Genomic DNA, 17522 nt, shown 5'->3' on the forward strand with positions numbered 1-17522 from the left:
ATATTTCTCTTAATAAAAGCAAAGATAAAAGAATAACTGCTCTTTCAACCTCCTTCTTTAGCGGAAGCGCAGCGGGTGAAAACAGTTATATTATCTTATTCAGGACATTAAATATGTCTTTTTCCAGTCTTTATATCCATTCCAGGCAATGACTGCAAATGCAAGATACAGGACTGCTGTCAGTAATAAATCCTTATGATAGTAAAGCGGGATATAACAGATGTCTACAAATACCCATAACAGCCAGTTTTGTAATACTTTTCGGGTCATCAGGAATTGAGCCACGAAGCTTACAGCCGTACAGAAGCCATCAATGTAGGGTACATCCGAGTTAGTCTGATGATCAAGAAAAGTTCCGAGAGCTGCTGTCAGAAGCAAAATGATACCTATGGTCCATAACATCTGACGGTTTGTAAAGCTTACAATAGGTTTGTCGGCTTCTTTTTTTCTTTTGATCCAGTAAAACCAGCCGTATACCGCAGTTCCGAGAAAATAAATCTGTAATACTGCATCTCCGTAGAGTTTGCTATGGTAAAAAAGATAGGCGTAGATGGTTACACTGATTATGCTGACAGGCCAGTTGAGGATATGTTGTCTGGCTGCAAGATAGACGCAGAGAAATCCGGTAATTGTGCCTATCCATTCGAGTAAAGAAGTCTGGACAAACTGCCGGGCAATTTGTTGAAAAAAGTCTTGCATACCTCTATTGCTTATCGCGAATAAAGATACAAAGTAAAGTTAGAAATCCTACTTTAATACGTTACTGTACCAGTTTATTGGCACAATTTGTACTGGCGAAGGATTCCGGTTTTGCTTTGAACACAAATCCCATTCCCATAATATAACCCATGGCTTCTTTGAGCGCAACGTTGGATTGGAAATTTGGATTGGTGTTGATGTCGGCGTGGACTTCGAGATCCACATGGTATTGATCGAGGAGGGGGCAGAGGTGGTAGGCGATTTCTATGGATTTCTGAACTTCAAGAAGCATCCGCTCTTTAATGCTCATGAGGTGGGTTCGCTTGTCTTTATGGATGAACATGAATCCGCCTTTGTGCTCTCGGAGGAAGACGATGACTGTCGCGAAGTCGATGGTCCCCCGTTTGACCTGAGAGTCGGTGCCGATGTAAACCTTGAGTTTGTTGCCGAGCCTTGTTTCCCGGGCAATGATTTCTTCAACGGCATCGGTAATAGGAATGCGAATGTATTCGCCATTGTATTTTTGCCAATTCATAAAATATAAATTTTAGTGGTGAAAAAGAACGAATGATATAATAATATAAATGTAAGTGTTGTGTCTTGATTTTTAACATTTTAACTGCTAAATAATTGTTAATTAATTTCGTGCTTAACGTAAACTTCACGCTCTTGTTATGATCAGTAGTTGCTGTTTCTTACTCTTTATTTCCGTAGGCCAGATCACCTGCATCTCCTAATCCGGGTACGATATATGCTTTGCTTGTAAGTTCATTATCTACCGCTCCGATCCATAGTTGTGCTTCCGGAAGAAAAGCTCTGACGTGCTGGACACCTTCTTCGGATGCAATGACCACTGCTATATGTAACTCTTTGATATTATAATCCGCAAGAAGGTCTTTACAACAGAGGACCAGACTGCGACCTGTGGCCAGCATAGGATCTGCAATAATCACCACACGATCATCCAGATTAGGGGTATTGGTATATTTTTTATGGATCTCAAACTCTCCGCTTTTCTTGGTGTGCCGGTATGCTGCAATAAATGCATTATCAGCCTGATCAAATACATTCAGGAATCCCTGGTGAAAAGGAAGACCGGCACGTATAATCGTACCCAATACCGGGTAATCCGAAGGGACATGTGTGTCAGCAACACCTAAAGGAGTGTCTACAAAATGCTGACGGTATTCCAATGTCTTGCTGATCTCGTATGCCATGACTTCACCTATGCGTTCAAGATTGCGTCTGAAGCGCATTCTGTCCTGTTGTATTTTTACATCTCTGAGTTCTGCAATATACTGGTTGGCAATGCTGTTTTGCTTTGTAAGAATCGTCACCATAATAGTTGTGTTGTTTGTTACTCAATATACACAAAAAAACGGATTATTGTTTGCCTTTGTCGGGATTTGATACTTCGATAAGTTGAGAAAATTGCGTATTTTTATGTTTTATAGATGTACGGCAAATGAAATTCAAATTAACTTCCGAGTACCAACCCACCGGGGATCAGCCTCAGGCTATTAAAGAGTTAGTCGCAGGTGTAAACGAAGGTGAAACATATCAGACTCTTCTCGGTGTTACGGGTTCCGGAAAGACGTTTACCATAGCGAATGTAATCCAGGAAACACAAAAGCCGGCATTGATTCTCAGTCATAATAAGACACTGGCCGCCCAATTGTATGGAGAGTTTAAACAGTTTTTTCCGGAAAACTCAGTTAATTACTTTGTCTCGTACTATGATTATTATCAACCTGAAGCGTTTATTGCTTCTTCCAATACTTACATTGAAAAAGATCTGGCCATAAATGAAGAAATAGAGAAGCTGCGGTTAGCAACTACATCTTCCTTGATGTCAGGCCGAAGGGATATTGTAGTCGTATCGTCTGTATCCTGTATTTATGGTATGGGAAACCCCGAAGATTTTTCCCGTTCTATTTTCCGTTTTGCAGTAGGAACAACTATCAGCAGAAATGCTTTTCTCCACAAATTGGTGGAGATATTATATTCGCGTACAACTGCCGAGTTTAAAAGAGGTACTTTCCGTGTAAAAGGAGATACTGTAGATGTATATCCGGCCTATCTGGATTATGCTATTCGGGTGTCCTTTTTTGGCGATGAGATTGATGAATTGAGTGCGATCGATCCGGTCTCTGCCAAGACAATCAATAAAATGGAAGATCTTGCCTTGTTTCCGGCCAATCTGTTTGTTACCCCGAAAGAAAAATTTACCCAATCGATCTGGGCTATTCAGGATGAATTGATGCAGCGTAAAACCCAACTGGAAGATGAGGGAAAAATGCTCGAAGCAAAGCGTCTGGAAGAACGTGTGAACTATGATCTGGAAATGATGCGTGAACTGGGGTATTGTTCGGGTATTGAAAATTATTCCCGTTTCTTTGACGGGCGTCAGCCCGGAATGCGCCCCTTTACGTTACTGGATTATTTCCCGGATGATTATTTATTAGTTATTGATGAGAGCCATGTTACTATTCCTCAACTTCGCGCTATGTACGGAGGTGACCGTTCGCGTAAGGTTTCTTTAGTAGAATATGGTTTCCGTCTGCCTGCAGCGTTAGATAACAGACCGCTTAATTTTCCGGAATTTGAGTCGTTGACCAATCAGACCATATATGTCTCTGCTACACCCGGTGATTATGAGTTACAGCAAACCGAAGGAGTTGTTGTAGAGCAAGTGATCAGACCTACCGGATTGTTAGATCCTGTTATTGAAGTGCGTCCGGCTATTAACCAGGTGGATGATTTTCTGGAACAGGTGGATAAAACAATTAAAGAAGGTGGCCGTGTACTGGCTACTACTTTGACCAAGCGTATGGCGGAGGAACTGACCAAATATATGACACGCCTGAATATTAAGGTACGCTATATCCACTCTGAGGTGAAAACCTTAGAACGCGTGGAGATTCTGCGTGGCCTCCGGCTTGGCGAGTTTGATGTATTAGTAGGTGTCAATTTGCTTCGTGAAGGACTGGATCTGCCGGAAGTGACTCTGGTTGCTATTCTGGATGCAGATAAAGAAGGATTTTTGAGGTCGGAGCGTTCTCTTATACAGACTATAGGGCGTGCTGCACGTAACGATAAAGGACGTGTGATTATGTATGCTGATAAGATGACGGACAGTATGCGGATCACGATAGACGAGACAAACAGACGTCGTGAAAAGCAGATGAAATACAATGAAGAGCATCATATTACTCCACGGACAGTAGGTAAGACAAGAGAAGAAATTATGGAACAGACTTCAGTTGCTGATTTTAACGGTATGGAACCTAAAATATATGTGGAGCCGGATCCTACGGTAGCTGTGGCTGCTGATCCGGTGATGCAGTATCTGAGTGAGAAAGATCTTAAGAAGGCTATCGAGACGACCAAGAAACGTATGGAAAAAGCGGCGAAAGAAATGGATTTTCTTGAAGCTGCAAAACTGAGAGATGAGATGTTCTCGCTGGAAAAAGCATATGAAGATCGCTTTACTTCCTAATAGTTGTTTGTTGATATTTAATTTTTAATTGCGAAATAATTTGAAGTAAAGATAAATATTTAGTATATTCAGATTATTGTTGCCGTTATATTCCTGAATAACTGCCGTTATTCACAAGGGGTTTCCCCATTTAAGCCAGGACTTTTTAAGCAAAAAAATGCTGTTATCTAATGTTCATCAGATAACAGCATACCTGTATACTCCATTATTTTACTTTTTAGCTTGTTGTAAATTATGAAAAGAAGAGCAAAACTTTATTTAGGACTATTTCTCGCATGGCATGTATTATTTTCGTGCAGCAAGTCTGTTTCTGTTCCCGAAGAAAGGGAATCTTATCGTGTAGACTTTGTTTTGTCCGGTTTTACGGCCTCTGTTTCTTCTCTGGATAACGGGCTGAAACTTGTGGCTAATTCCGGAAACAATATAATATCCGGTGAGCAACCGCTATACTTCTGGTCTTTTAACAACGGTACCTTGAGACCTGATCTTGCATTAGATGAAGATGGAGTACAATGGACCGTCACACCCAATAATGTAGATTTTGTAGCGGGAAAGGCCTATGCAGAATACAATGCCGGACGTGCAGCATCTTTCAGAGGTGTCACACAGATAGAAATCGCTATACCTTTGAAAGATGTGAAATCTTTAAATCAGTTAGCTTTTAATGTCTCAGGATCAGATACAGGCCCTAAAGCATTGGATATCTTATATTCCATTGATAACGGACTTACGTTTGTAGCTTTGCTTTCTGACTATGATATGAGCAGTATAAAGGGAACAGCCTGGGGAGATATTACGGCAGACCTGACCAAATTGCAACGAACTGAAGAAATCCAGAAGATAATCTTCAGACTTGTTTTAAAACGGGGTAACAATGGGCAATTCAATGAAAAAACGGGAACTTTGCGAATAGATAATATGCGGCTTTCAGGATCTTATGACGGAAAGATTGTAACGGTAAATCCTGTTTTACGTCATTTATACTATCATATCTTCAATAGTCAGGATCGAAAACTTGTAACAGAAGGTAGGATAGAGCTTGAAAGAAATTCATTGGAAATGAACCTGCCTCTGACACTGGCATCCGGAAGTTATGATATATCTTTTGTTCTGAGTCAGGCAGTTAAAACGCTGACTCTTCCGCGTACGATCAAAACAGCGGATGATTATTATCTGTATAATACTTTTGATAATTCTGACAATGAGGTTTTCGGTGAAAGGATCATGAGCCTGGAAGTGGGGGAAGATCTGAAAGTTCCTCTGGTATTACAGCGTTATTATTCTCAGGTGAAATTTGAATTTACAGATAAAGCTGATCTTTCCGAAGTCGGAAAAATAGAAATTACACAGGAACACGAACTGCCCTATTATGTGCCTTTTAGTGAGACCAGATTTCCGGATTTGTCCGATGGATCAGCTATTATATTCTATCCCGAATTTGGTAAAACAGAACCTGTACTGCAATTCAATCAGTTTCTGGGTTATCTCCCGGTCGTAAGGGACATAGGATATGCCCTGAAAGTATATAATAAGGAGAATAAGATTATACGGGAATTTTCAGTTTCCTCTACATTAAAGCATAATATGAAACTGACTTTCAAAGGAATGTTGCTGGAAGGTTTTTCATCTAATGCTAACTTCGCGATTCAGCTTAATGAGGAATGGGGAAAAGATGTGGAACAAAAATTTTGAGGCTGGGTTTTGGACAAATACATCGGAGCTGTGTAGCATTTGGTATATGTTGTACGTTTTATGTAAAAAAACCTACTAATATGAAAATAATTCAAAACCTATTTGTTGCTTGTCTGTTCTTGCTGTTATTATCCTGTGAAAAAAGTGAAGAGAAACAGTCCTCCGCAGAGCCTGTTACCATTTCGCTTATGGAACGTGCTGATGGCTCTGCTAAAACTCTCCATTTAATTAATAAAACGGTTAAGATCTTTAATTGTGGTAATTATTACCTGAACAGCGATTTTAAACTCCAGAACGGAACAATTGTTTTAAATTATTATGATGTCAAGTCTCCGGATGTCTGCCTGACAAGTCTGGGGCCGGCGATTTCTCAGTTTGATCTGGTGAATCTGGAGAATAAAAGCTATCCTGTAGAGGTAAACTTAGGCGGAGAGCAGATTAAGGGGAAACTGGAAGTGACGGCTAATGATTATACATTAACTCTTCCGGAACAGCAGATGGTAAAAGTGCTTTATCCTAAACTGAATCGTGTTCCTGCACATATTATTTTTGGTTTTGCCAGATCTACAAAGGAGAAAGCTGCGATTGTTGATCAGTTTTTGACTGACTTGCAGAATAAAGGTGCTGCTGCTGTGCAATTACCTTCTGGAAAGTATACCATGTTTGAAGTGGATAATACAGGCAAAGTGATTATGGATCTAAGCGGATATAATTTAGCAAAACCATTTGCGTTGACTTACCAGGGGGATGTCGAGACGTTGAAGACCTTGGTTAAAAGCTATAAAACAACTCATGGAACTGATTTTGATACGGAAATCCATTTTTCGGATGGTACGGAGATCTATTCCTTTAAGCTGTAATTCTTCAGAAAACTTTATATTAACTGAACTTCACATCCCTGCTGATGGCATTCTTGTCAACAGCAGGGGTGTGATTTATTTTATCCATTCTTTTACATATTTTGCTTGTTTTGTGTCTTTAACTTTTTAATTTTAGGGATTAATGTCAGGCAGAGATAAAAGAGCGGAGTAATAAAATGAAAAAACCTATACTGGTTGTCAAGTTTGGTTCAGCGGCAATCACATCTAAAGACGGTGAAATAGATGAACGGATTGTGCTGGAGATAGCGCGGCAATGTGCAGAGTTACAACAGAAATATAATATTGTACTGGTATCTTCAGGTGCTGTAGCTGCCGGTAAGCGATTTTTACCCAAATATTCCGGTACACTTTCCGAGCGTAAAGCTGCAGCGGCTATCGGAAATCCATTACTGATCCGTACATACAGTACTTATTTCCGTCCCTACAAAATTGCATTGGCCCAAAGCCTTTGTGAAAGGCAGCATTTTGCGAACCGGGATCAGTTTTTACAGTTGAAAAGTACGTACGAAGAACTCTGGAAAAACAATATTATTCCGATTGCCAATGAAAATGATGTCGTCAGCAATAAGGAGCTGAAGTTTTCTGACAATGATGAACTGGCTACATTGATTGCTGTGGGATTTGGGGCAGAACAGATATTATTCAGTACTTCAGTGCCTGGAGTCATGGATGCTGGTGGAAAAGTAATAGCGGAGATTAAGGTTGTCGATAAGGAAGCATTATCTCTTGCCCGAAAAGATAAATCTTCTGTAGGACTCGGAGGAATGACTTCTAAGCTCAATTTTGCGCGTTTAGCAAGTCAGATGGGAATCCGTGCCGTCATTTTCAGCATGCAGACAGAAAATGGACTGCTGAAAGCTGTAAAAGGAGAAACAGGGACGGTCTGCCTTCCGCAGTCTAAGCGGGTTTCTTCACGTAATAAGTGGATTGCCAGTGGCAGTCTGATCAAAGGCGAGGTACGTGTTGACAGTGGTGCTGTGGAAGCTCTTCAGAAACGTAAAAGTTTACTGGCGGTAGGGGTTAAGGATATTATTCAGGGGTTTGAGGCAGGAGAAGTTTTTCATATCTCGGATGAAACCGGATTGAAAATCGCTGTTGCAAAAGCCCGGATAGATGCATCCGCTCTTACAAAGCTGGATCAGAAAAAGAATGTAGAACTGGCGCATGCCAATGATATCGTACTCTTATAACGTGGAAAATATTACCTCACAGCTGTTGGCTGCCCGTGCGGCAACCCAGGCTATTCAACATATTCCTGCTGAGAAAAGAGCGCAGGTACTTATTCAACTGGCAGATGTGCTGGAACAGCATGTCCCTGAAATTTTAGAGGCCAATCAAACGGATCTGGATGCCATGGATAAAGAAGATCCGAAGTATGACCGATTGCTGCTGAATGCAGAGCGCATCGACGGACTATGTTCCAGCTTACGTGAAATAGCTATACTGGAAGATCCTACGGGTAAGATGCTTTCTTCAAAAAAACTGGAAAACGGACTATTAGTTGAGAAGAAGACAGTAGCCTTAGGTGTCGTCGCAGTAATCTATGAGTCCAGACCTAATGTATCTATCGATGTGGCGGCTCTTTGTATCCGGTCAGGTAATGTGTGCCTGCTACGTGGCGGTAGTGATGCCTGGCATACCAATACGGTGCTGGTCAATCTTATCCGGAAGGTACTGGCTGATATGTCTGTTGATCCGGCGGTCGTACAGCTCCTGCCTACAGACCGCAAGTTCGTAACTGAATTGCTGGAAGCTACAAAATATGTTGATATTATTATTCCCAGAGGTTCACAATCACTTATTGATTTTGTGCGTAATCATGCCAAAGTCCCTGTTATCGAAACCGGTGCAGGTGTGTGCCATACGTATGTGGAGACAACAGCAGACCTAGATAAAGCTGCAGCTATCGTCGCAAATGCGAAGATTAGTCGTCCTTCTGTCTGTAATGCTCTGGATACGGTATTGGTGGATCGGGAGATTGCAAATACGTTCTTACCTAAGCTGGTAGATGCTTTTTCAAAAGCGGAAGTAGAAGTTTTTGGTGACAATACTGCTTACGAAGTGTTAAAAAAGGAAAATTATCCGTTTTTAAAGCATGCAGAAGAGTCGGATTTCGGTCGGGAATTTTTAGATTTGAAATGTTCAATCAAAGTATTGGATAACACAGAAGAGGCATTGGATCATATTGCTTTGTATTCTTCCCGGCATTCAGAATGTATTATCTCGAATGATGCAGAAAAAATTGAACGGTTTATGAATAGTGTCGATGCTGCGGCTGTGTATGCAAATGCGTCTACACGATTTACCGATGGCGGAGAATTCGGACTTGGAGCAGAGATCGGTATCTCTACGCAGAAACTTCACGCCAGAGGTCCTTTTGCATTGGAAAAATTGGTTACGGAAAAATGGTTTGTAACCGGAGACGGACAGATCAGATAAGTTTTAAAAAAATAAATGGGAATTAGATTTGAGAAAGACTCGTTGATGAATTGGATGAACGAGATCGGTAAGTACCTTCGATTAATCACAGATAAGTTTACCGCCTTTGACGAACCGGAAGATCCGGATTTTTTTGATAATGGATACAGTACATTTTTCGGAAAAGACAGAGCTTTTTTTCTGAATCAGACTTCTGAATCTTTGCAGGCTTATTTTCAGCAGGAACTGGAAGTAGAACAACTTCGCCCGCTGGCTCTTATTCTGATGAACGATGGTCTTCATACTGCAGATACAGAACAACAAAAGAATCTGCTGACTAAAGCGAAGCAAATATTGAATTATGTGATGTCACAAACTTCGAGTTTTGCTTTTGAGGATTATGCTTATCTGTCAACTATTGACAGTAAGCTCAGCTAAATTTAGTTATGTCTTTCCATAAAAACGGAAAGACATAACCAAATCCGGTTCAAGCCTTCTGTTACCGGATTTTTCTATTCTTATAATACATCTGTACGTTTCCCATCCCAGCTGACAGCCTTGACTGCAGTTGTTCCCTCAGGCATATGTACAATCGTCTGTGTTGCATCTGCTGATCCGGCGCCTACAAAAGCGATTTTAACTAATTTGTCTCCTGCAAAAGTTTCAAAGGCAACAGCATTCTGCCATTTGTTGTTATCAACAATGATTTTTTTATTTTCTTTTGTATACCCGGAGCCTTTGGTACCGGAAACAGCTAATTTATTTTTATAGGCCTGTACACTGTTGGCTGTAATATAGTGAAGTACGGGCGTGTTCGGCTTCGGATATTTGGCAGCGTAGGTTTTGACCTGTTGAATATCATTTGGCGTAATGGTCATTTGCGCACAGGTATAATCATCTACCCACAGATCTATCGGGATCAATAGTCCTGATTGTTCGAAAAAGTCAGTCAGATCAAGTTTTGCAGCATCACAGGCATTTTTAATAAATTCAAGCTGATAATAGGCGTCCGGTTTATCCTTTACCTTTGTTGTGTTAATAGCCTTGGTGAAAATATCACCGTAGAAGTTTTTGTTTTTCCATGCATTTCCTTCTCCTGCAACATTGAAGTACAATTGTAATTGCCATAGCGGTACTAATTTAACGAAATGATCTCCACCCCAATCACGCGGACGCTCTCTGTCCCAGCGGTCCGGACCGGCCTGTGTCAGCCAGGGTTGGCGATGGATAAATGCGGACTCCATATAAGCTGTAATACGGCCTCCAATCTTTGGCTCATCATAATCTTTTAACTTCTCCCGTTCCAGTTTGGGTTGCTTCTGGTTATAGATATATTGTGTCCAGACCGAATAAATGTTGTTTGTAACCTCAGTCGTTCCTACCCATTTCATATTTGGCCGAACCTGGTTTACGTGTCCAAATTCATGTGCTACACCCCATGAATTTTTTCTGAGCCCTGCCACACTGGCCACATCTTTCATGGTATTGTTATGAAAAGCTGCCCCAATACCATCTGCGTGCATAAATCCTTTCCATATAACACGGCCAAACATTCTGTTTTTCGGAATACGGTTTGTTTGCTTAAGTCCCATCAGCTCATGTTGTATACCGATAATGGAGTCATATAGCTTAACCAGTTCAACACCCTGATGAGCAGCACTGGTTTGCAGGGATTGAACGGCATAAGCCAGTTGCACCTGTTTACCGACGATGTCCAGTACAGGGGCTGTTGCATTTGCCAGCAAGTTGTCCCAGTCTTTATTCGTGTGTTTGCTGATATCAAAGACGCCATTCACTTTTCCGGAAAGGATATGTATTTTCACCTTGTTGTTGCCGGCCTTGTCAGGAGTAAAATATTGAATATAGGAATTCCCCTTATTTTCTATTTTAAAGGCATTATACCCTTGCGTTAAGGGGTAATCTTTTTGTTTAAATTCATCATCATCCCAGTTGGTTACACGCAATGAAAGCTGTGTGGCATTTGTTTTTTCGACCCATAAAATGGCTGAATCTCCTTCCGAAAAATATATGCCTGTCGGATTTTCATATTGGGAGTAGGGACTCGTTTTAAGTTTCTTTGCTAATGTCTGGGGAGATTCGTAATTGCTATATTCACGGTAGCGTTTATCCAGAGGATAGTTTTTATTATACAATTGGGTAGCTACATTTTTAAGTGTAGGATTCTGAATCAGATCGATCTGTTTTTCGCTGATATTCTTTTTGAGAGTGGTCAAAGAAGCATCTTTGAAAAGATCTGCTGTTCTGTTCTGTGCATAAGCGATACTGATCAGGGAAAGGCAAGTAATAAGTAGTCTTCTCATAATAGGTTTTGGAACTTTGAAAACCAAATATATCTAATCTGTTTTCAATTTATGCAGTCTGTTGCTGATCAATCGATTGCACTATTTTATCCTCCTGAAGAAAAGTATACGGAGAGGGTAGCCTTCTATAAAAAGTAGTGTTCCAATACGGACAGTAGCGCCGGAATACCCGGATTTCTGTTTTTTGGATTCCATATTAACGACAGTTGACTACGTTGCGGAATATCCTGCAGATCAATAAAATTGACAGATACATCGTAGCCAATCCTTAGAGAGCTGGGGACTATGGCTACCCCCATACCTTTTTCAACTAATTTGAATATACTAAGTGCATTAACTGTTTTGTGATGCACATTGGGCACGAATCCATGATCTCCGAATATGCTCATTACCAATTCATAATAGGCATTGCTGTAATCTCTCGAAAATAAAATGAAAGCTTCGTTTCGGAACTGCTGCAGGGAGTGGAAGTTGTCTTGCTGAATAGGATAGTTTTTGGGAATAACCAGTGAAAAAGGTTCCTCTGTGATTTTTTTGAGCACTAGTCCGCTGCTGGGAGTGTCCATCCGAACAAAACCAAAATCAAGTTTATTATGCAGCAGGTATTCAACCTGTGTATTATTGGGGAGCTCATTCATGGCAACTTCAATCAAAGGGTGTTCCTGATCCAGCTGATAAAGCAAATCAGGCATAATACTCTGGGCGGCTGATCCGATAAAACCAATGGATAGTTCTGTGATCTTGCCTTCAGCTCTTTTTTTGATCTGGGTTTTGATATTATCCAGTTGATTGAGCAGAATATCAACCTCTGACTTGAGATATTGACCTGCATTTGTCAGTTGTACCGATCGTTTTCCTCTTTCAAATAAAACGGCACCATATATTTCTTCCATCTGTTTGATCTGCCGGGTCAGCCCAGGTTGGGAAATAAATAAGCGTTCAGCTGCTTTCCGGAAATGTAATTCTTCCGCAAGTGTACGGAAATAAATAAGGTGTCTTAGTTCTATTTGATTACTCATGGTTATCAATTGTTGATAATATTGGTATTTCTAATTATCAAATATAGCAGGTAAATTTGATAAAGGACAATTTATGGTATGCATATTTATTATGCTGTATGCCTATAATCTAGTATAAAAAAATACATAACGATATGATTAAGCCACTATTTCATTACGGAGAAGATCATCTAAAGGTCTCCACAGCCTTAGCGATAGGCAATGGACAATATACAGGTATACTTACTGAAGAAAGTCGTGAGCGCATCAGGAAGAGTGCGGGGTTGGTAGAAAAGATAGTATCGTCTGATCGTATTGTTTACGGTATCAACACCGGCTTCGGGCCTCTTTGCACCACACTGATCAGCCGTGAAGATACCCGTTTGCTGCAGGAAAATATTCTTAAGAGTCATGCTGTGGGAGTTGGTGAGCCTATTAATGCCGAATTATCCAAACTGATGCTGATCCTGAAAGCGCATGCTTTGGCCAAAGGATTTTCGGGAATACAGGAAAGTACGATTGATCGTATTATCTGGCATATCGAACAGGATGTGATTCCGGTGGTACCTAAGCAGGGATCTGTAGGCGCTTCAGGGGACCTGGCTCCTTTGTCACATTTGTTCCTGCCTCTGATCGGGTTTGGGAAGGTGCATTATAAAGGTGAAATACGTTCGACAGGGGAGGTACTTGCCATATTCGGTTTAGAACCTTTACATCTGGCAGCAAAAGAGGGTCTTGCACTGATCAACGGAACACAATTTATTGCTGCTCATGCAGTCAAAGGAGTAGAAACGTTTCATCAGGTACTGATGCAGGCGGATTTGATAGCGGCTTTGATGCTGGAAGGAATGAATGCATCTATAAAACCATTTTTCAAGGAGCTACACGAACTCAGAGCATATGCGGGGAATCAATTTGTCGCAGATACTATTTATCATTTACTGGAAGGATCTGAGATTGTCACCTCTCATGCCAATTGTTCACGTGTACAGGATCCTTATTCCTTACGCTGTATTCCTCAGGTTCATGGTGCTTCACGTACAGCCTGGCTGCATCTGAAAGAACTGGTGGAAACAGAAATTAATGCTGTGACGGACAATCCTGTTCTGATTAATGAAGATCTGACAATCAGCGGTGGAAATTTTCATGGGCAGCCTTTGGCAATGGTCTTAGACTATGCCTGTCTTGCAGCCTCCGAAATCGGAAATATTGCAGACAGAAGAGTATATTTATCATTGGAAGGAGATACGCCTAATGTTCCAAAGCTCCTGTTACGTTCTACGGGACTGAACTCCGGTTTCATGATTTTGCAATACACGACAGCTGCTCTTGCGAGTGAAAATAAAGGACTTTGTTTTCCGTCAAGCGCTGATAGTATTCCAACATCTCTGGGACAGGAGGATCATGTGAGTATGGGGTCTATAGGAGGAAGAAAATTGCTGCAGGTGCTGGATAATGTACAAAAGATACAGAGTATAGAACTATTGTGTGCTGCACAAGCTCTGGATTTCCATCATCCGCTGAAACCTACACCTGTTGTGGCAGCGGTACATGCACATGTACGATTGGCAATTCCTCATCTGGAAGAAGATCAGGCTATGTCTGATATTATGGAAACAGCACAGGCATTGACGTACTCCGGTGAACTTATAGCTGTAGCAAGAGCAGCTGCGAAACAGGAAAATAAACCTTATCCGGGTATGGGAGGTAATTTATTTGATGAATTTTAAGGATATGAACAACGAAAATCAATATCGCCTTATAGGGCCTTTCAGGGAAGTGCTGACAATGACTGATCTGCCATTAAAGGGCGCTCTGCAGGATCAGCAACTTCATATTGAGAAAAATGCCGGTATTCTTATCAAAGGAGACCGGATAGAACGTATTGCTGATTTTGAATTGTTACGGTCCGAATCGTCATATCCGGATCTGCAGCTTACGCTTGTAGAAGAAGATACTGTCGTGATCCCCGGAATGATTGATGTGCATACACATATTGCATTTGCCGGTACCCGGGCCAACGATTTCGCCCTGCGTAATGCAGGAAGTTCTTATCTGGAAATTGCAGAGAGCGGAGGGGGTATCTGGAGTACGGTCAAGGATACCCGTGCTGCTACAACTGATGATTTAGTACATCTTATTCTGGAACGGGCAGCAGCACTGATTCTTCAGGGTATAACGACCATTGAAGTGAAGAGCGGATATGGTCTGAATGTCGAAGAAGAGCTTAAGATTTTGCGTGCCATCAAACAGGCTGCTAAAACCTCCAAAGCGCAACTGATTCCTACCTGTCTGGCTGCACATACTTTACCAAAGGACTTTGAAGGGAGTCATGAAGCATATTTAGAGATACTTGTAAAAGAGTTATTCCCTGTCCTTAAGGAAGAGCAACTAAGCAACCGGATTGATGCATTTGTCGAGAAAAGTGCTTTCTCTAAGGAGCAGATTAAGCCGTATTTTGAGGCTGCCAAGGCTTTAGGTTTTGATATCACGGTACATGCGGATCAGTTCAGTACTTCAGGAAGTGAAGTCGCCGTTGCATTTGCTGCCAGAAGTGCCGATCATCTGGAGAGTTCGGGAACTGCCGAAATAGAGTTGCTGGCTGCTTCAGATGTTATTCCTGTTGCTTTACCGGGAGCATCTATGGGTATAGGATGTGCCTTTACACCGGCAAGAAGATTGCTGGATGCAGGTACAAGTCTGGCTATTGCCACAGACTGGAATCCCGGCTCAGCTCCAATGGGACATTTGCTGACGCAGGCATCTGTACTGGCTTGTTTTGAGAAACTTAGCAATGCAGAGGTGTTTGCCGGAGTAACATACAGAGCTGCTGCAGCTTTGGGATTGTCCGATCGGGGCATTTTGTCCAAAGGTGCTAAGGCGGATTTTGTGTTGTTCCCTACGGATAGCATTAAAGAGATTACGTACCATCAGGGTCGGTTGGAACCTATACAGGTGTGGATTGACGGAGCAGTTGTTTTTGATCATAAATAAAAACCAGAGAGATGACATTTCAGGAAGAGATCTTACAAGGTATTCCAGCGGAATTGCCGGTAGAAAGAAGTCGAGATCATAAAGTGAGCCATGCGCCAAAGCGTAAGGATATATTGAATAGGGAAGAGAAGAAACTCGCTTTGCGGAATGCATTGCGCTATTTTCCAAAAGAATGGCACGCTGTACTGGGGAAGGAGTTTTTGGAAGAACTTGAACAGTACGGACGTATTTATATGTATCGTTTTATGCCTTCATATGACCTTTATGCAAGGCCTGTAACGGAATATCCTGCTAAAAGCCGTCATGCGGCAGCTATTATGCTGATGATTCAGAATAATCTGGATCCTGCCGTGGCGCAGCATCCGGAGGAACTGATTACGTACGGGGGCAATGGTGCTGTGTTTCAGAACTGGGCACAATACAGACTTACTATGCAGTATCTGGCAAATATGGAAGATACGCAGACCTTGCATATGTATAGCGGACATCCGATGGGTCTTTTCCCTTCCTCCGCTTTTGCTCCGCGTGTCATCGTGACAAATGGTATGATGATACCGAATTATTCTAAACCGGACGATTGGGAACGTTATAATGCTTTAGGAGTAACGCAATACGGACAGATGACTGCAGGATCTTATATGTATATCGGTCCGCAGGGTATTGTACACGGTACGACGATTACGGTAATGAATGCATTGCGTAAAAAGCTGAAAGCAGGCGAAGACACGAAAGGAAAAGTTTTTCTGACATCTGGTTTGGGAGGAATGAGCGGCGCACAGCCAAAGGCCGGAAATATTGCACGCTGTATTACAGTATGTGCAGAGGTCAATCCGGATGCTGCTCATAAGCGACATAAACAGGGTTGGGTGGATGAATTATTCGAGGATATTGATACACTTGTCTTACGATTAAAGTCGGCAATAGCCCAACAGGAAGTCGTTTCACTGGCCTACATTGGTAATGTGGTGGATCTTTGGGAACGATTTTATGAAGAAGAGATTTTTGTGACGGTGGGCAGCGATCAGACTTCTCTGCATAATCCCTGGTCTGGAGGTTATTATCCGGTAGGGCTGCGTTTTGAAGAGGCTAATCGCATGCTTGCAGAAGAACCGGAACTCTTTGTCCAAAAGGTAAAAGAGACACTGGTGAGACATGTGGAAGCGATTAATAAGCATACGGCCAGAGGAACGTATTTCTTTGATTATGGAAATGCCTTTCTTCTGGAATCCGGTCGGGCAGGTGCAGATGTGTTTGCCGCGAATGGTACGGATTTCAGGTATTCTTCGTATGTACAGGATATTTTGGGGCCTATGTGTTTTGATTATGGCTTCGGGCCATTCAGATGGGTGTGTACCTCGGGGCTTGAAGCTGATCTTCAATTGACGGATCAACTGGCACTCGAAGTGATGCTTGAATTGCAGGCCGATGCTCCTCAGGAGATCGTGCAGCAGCTGGAAGATAATATTCAGTGGATTAAGGCCGCACAGGCTAATAAGCTTGTTGTAGGTTCTCAGGCCCGCATATTGTACGCAGATGCGGAAGGAAGGATCCGGATTGCTCAGAAATTTAATGAAGCGGTGAGAACCGGACGGTTGTCTGCTCCGGTAGTTCTGGGTCGGGATCATCATGATGTGAGTGGTACGGATTCTCCTTACAGAGAGACGAGCAATATCTATGATGGCAGTAAATTTACCGCCGATATGGCTATACATAATGTGATTGGTGACAGTTTCCGTGGCGCAAGCTGGGTTTCTATTCACAATGGCGGAGGTGTTGGCTGGGGAGAAGTGATCAACGGCGGATTCGGAATGGTTCTTGACGGAACTTCTGAGGCTGATGAAAAATTAGTACAGATGTTGTTTTTTGATGTTAATAATGGTATCGCCAGACGTGCCTGGGCTCGCAATCCGGAAGCAATATCGGCTATAGAACGTGAATTGCAACGTTCCAGACAGCTGCAGGTTACACGAGCTTCATTGGTTGATGATGCTGTTATTGATCACTTATTCTAAAGGTCAGG

14 protein-coding genes are annotated in these 17522 nt (G+C 42.0%); 9 read left to right on the forward strand and 5 right to left on the reverse strand.

Features of this window, described 5'->3' with window-relative positions:
- Window positions 1–99 precede the first annotated feature (99 nt).
- The 3 genes from pnuC to upp form a co-directional block, all read right to left on the reverse strand.
- On the reverse strand, window positions 100–699 hold the full coding sequence (gene pnuC / locus I6J03_RS11440) for a nicotinamide riboside transporter PnuC (protein ID WP_003011498.1): 600 nt from the start codon (window positions 697–699) through the stop codon (window positions 100–102).
- A 61-nt stretch (window positions 700–760) separates the two neighbouring features.
- Window positions 761–1234, reverse strand: a complete 474-nt coding sequence (locus I6J03_RS11445; RefSeq protein WP_003000862.1) for a ribonuclease H-like YkuK family protein — start codon at window positions 1232–1234, stop codon at window positions 761–763.
- Window positions 1235–1394: 160 nt separating this feature from the next.
- On the reverse strand, window positions 1395–2039 hold the full coding sequence (gene upp / locus I6J03_RS11450; protein ID WP_003011495.1) for a uracil phosphoribosyltransferase: 645 nt from the start codon (window positions 2037–2039) through the stop codon (window positions 1395–1397).
- A 125-nt stretch (window positions 2040–2164) separates the two neighbouring features.
- Between upp and uvrB the strand changes: the two genes are divergently transcribed.
- The 6 genes from uvrB (at window position 2165) to I6J03_RS11480 (ending at window position 9627) form a co-directional block, all read left to right on the forward strand.
- Window positions 2165–4198 carry an excinuclease ABC subunit UvrB gene (gene uvrB / locus I6J03_RS11455; RefSeq protein WP_003011493.1) on the forward strand — a complete coding sequence of 678 codons (2034 nt, stop codon included), beginning with the start codon at window positions 2165–2167 and terminating at the stop codon, window positions 4196–4198.
- 234 nt (window positions 4199–4432) lie between these two features.
- Window positions 4433–5890, forward strand: a complete 1458-nt coding sequence (locus tag I6J03_RS11460) for a hypothetical protein (RefSeq protein WP_003011491.1) — start codon at window positions 4433–4435, stop codon at window positions 5888–5890.
- Between the two features lie 80 nt (window positions 5891–5970).
- Entirely contained in the window at window positions 5971–6750 is a 780-nt protein-coding gene (locus I6J03_RS11465; RefSeq protein WP_232279841.1) for a hypothetical protein, read from the forward strand.
- A gap of 176 nt (window positions 6751–6926) precedes the next feature.
- Window positions 6927–7961 (forward strand): glutamate 5-kinase, encoded by a 1035-nt coding sequence (gene proB, locus I6J03_RS11470; protein WP_003011487.1) that lies wholly within the window; start codon window positions 6927–6929, stop codon window positions 7959–7961.
- Window positions 7942–9210: a glutamate-5-semialdehyde dehydrogenase gene (locus I6J03_RS11475; protein ID WP_003011485.1), complete on the forward strand. Its 1269-nt coding sequence runs from the start codon at window positions 7942–7944 to the stop codon at window positions 9208–9210. Before proB ends, I6J03_RS11475 begins: the two co-directional genes overlap by 20 nt.
- Window positions 9211–9225: 15 nt before the next feature.
- Window positions 9226–9627 carry a hypothetical protein gene (locus I6J03_RS11480; protein WP_003011483.1) on the forward strand — a complete coding sequence of 134 codons (402 nt, stop codon included), beginning with the start codon at window positions 9226–9228 and terminating at the stop codon, window positions 9625–9627.
- A gap of 80 nt (window positions 9628–9707) precedes the next feature.
- On the opposite strand, the gene I6J03_RS11485 is transcribed toward I6J03_RS11480, so the two are convergent.
- Both I6J03_RS11485 and I6J03_RS11490 read right to left on the reverse strand, forming a co-directional pair.
- Window positions 9708–11510, reverse strand: a complete 1803-nt coding sequence (locus I6J03_RS11485) for a M60 family metallopeptidase (RefSeq protein ID WP_003011481.1) — start codon at window positions 11508–11510, stop codon at window positions 9708–9710.
- A 125-nt stretch (window positions 11511–11635) separates the two neighbouring features.
- Window positions 11636–12529, reverse strand: a complete 894-nt coding sequence (locus I6J03_RS11490) for a LysR family transcriptional regulator (protein ID WP_003011479.1) — start codon at window positions 12527–12529, stop codon at window positions 11636–11638.
- Between the two features lie 134 nt (window positions 12530–12663).
- On the opposite strand from I6J03_RS11490, the gene hutH reads away from it, so the two are divergent.
- From hutH to I6J03_RS11505, 3 genes are read left to right on the forward strand one after another with little or no spacing between them, the layout of a single operon-like run.
- A complete protein-coding gene (hutH, locus tag I6J03_RS11495; protein ID WP_003011478.1) occupies window positions 12664–14238 on the forward strand; it encodes a histidine ammonia-lyase in 1575 nt (524 codons plus the stop codon).
- 4 nt (window positions 14239–14242) lie between these two features.
- Window positions 14243–15502: an imidazolonepropionase gene (hutI, locus tag I6J03_RS11500; protein WP_039990486.1), complete on the forward strand. Its 1260-nt coding sequence runs from the start codon at window positions 14243–14245 to the stop codon at window positions 15500–15502.
- Window positions 15503–15513: 11 nt separating this feature from the next.
- The gene (locus I6J03_RS11505; RefSeq protein ID WP_003011474.1) at window positions 15514–17514 is read left to right on the forward strand and encodes a urocanate hydratase; all 2001 of its coding nucleotides are present in this window, start codon (window positions 15514–15516) and stop codon (window positions 17512–17514) included.
- The last annotated feature ends 8 nt before the right edge of the window (window positions 17515–17522 follow it).

The sequence above is a fragment of the Sphingobacterium spiritivorum genome (genome assembly GCF_016724845.1).
GTDB classification, from domain to species: domain Bacteria; phylum Bacteroidota; class Bacteroidia; order Sphingobacteriales; family Sphingobacteriaceae; genus Sphingobacterium; species Sphingobacterium spiritivorum_A.

Bases quoted from the DNA above. Each gene is read 5' to 3' on its own strand.
- I6J03_RS11445 (WP_003000862.1), bottom strand. From the start codon at position 1,234: ATGAATTGGCAAAAATACAATGGCGAATACATTCGCATTCCTATTACC.
- proB (WP_003011487.1), top strand. From the start codon at position 6,927: ATGAAAAAACCTATACTGGTTGTCAAGTTTGGTTCAGCGGCAATCACA.
- upp (WP_003011495.1), bottom strand. From the start codon at position 2,039: ATGGTGACGATTCTTACAAAGCAAAACAGCATTGCCAACCAGTATATT.
- I6J03_RS11460 (WP_003011491.1), top strand. From the start codon at position 4,433: ATGAAAAGAAGAGCAAAACTTTATTTAGGACTATTTCTCGCATGGCAT.
- hutH (WP_003011478.1), top strand. From the start codon at position 12,664: ATGATTAAGCCACTATTTCATTACGGAGAAGATCATCTAAAGGTCTCC.
- I6J03_RS11505 (WP_003011474.1), top strand. From the start codon at position 15,514: ATGACATTTCAGGAAGAGATCTTACAAGGTATTCCAGCGGAATTGCCG.
- I6J03_RS11490 (WP_003011479.1), bottom strand. From the start codon at position 12,529: ATGAGTAATCAAATAGAACTAAGACACCTTATTTATTTCCGTACACTT.
- I6J03_RS11485 (WP_003011481.1), bottom strand. From the start codon at position 11,510: ATGAGAAGACTACTTATTACTTGCCTTTCCCTGATCAGTATCGCTTAT.
- hutI (WP_039990486.1), top strand. From the start codon at position 14,243: ATGAACAACGAAAATCAATATCGCCTTATAGGGCCTTTCAGGGAAGTG.
- uvrB (WP_003011493.1), top strand. From the start codon at position 2,165: ATGAAATTCAAATTAACTTCCGAGTACCAACCCACCGGGGATCAGCCT.
- I6J03_RS11465 (WP_232279841.1), top strand. From the start codon at position 5,971: ATGAAAATAATTCAAAACCTATTTGTTGCTTGTCTGTTCTTGCTGTTA.
- I6J03_RS11475 (WP_003011485.1), top strand. From the start codon at position 7,942: ATGATATCGTACTCTTATAACGTGGAAAATATTACCTCACAGCTGTTG.
- I6J03_RS11480 (WP_003011483.1), top strand. From the start codon at position 9,226: ATGGGAATTAGATTTGAGAAAGACTCGTTGATGAATTGGATGAACGAG.
- pnuC (WP_003011498.1), bottom strand. From the start codon at position 699: ATGCAAGACTTTTTTCAACAAATTGCCCGGCAGTTTGTCCAGACTTCT.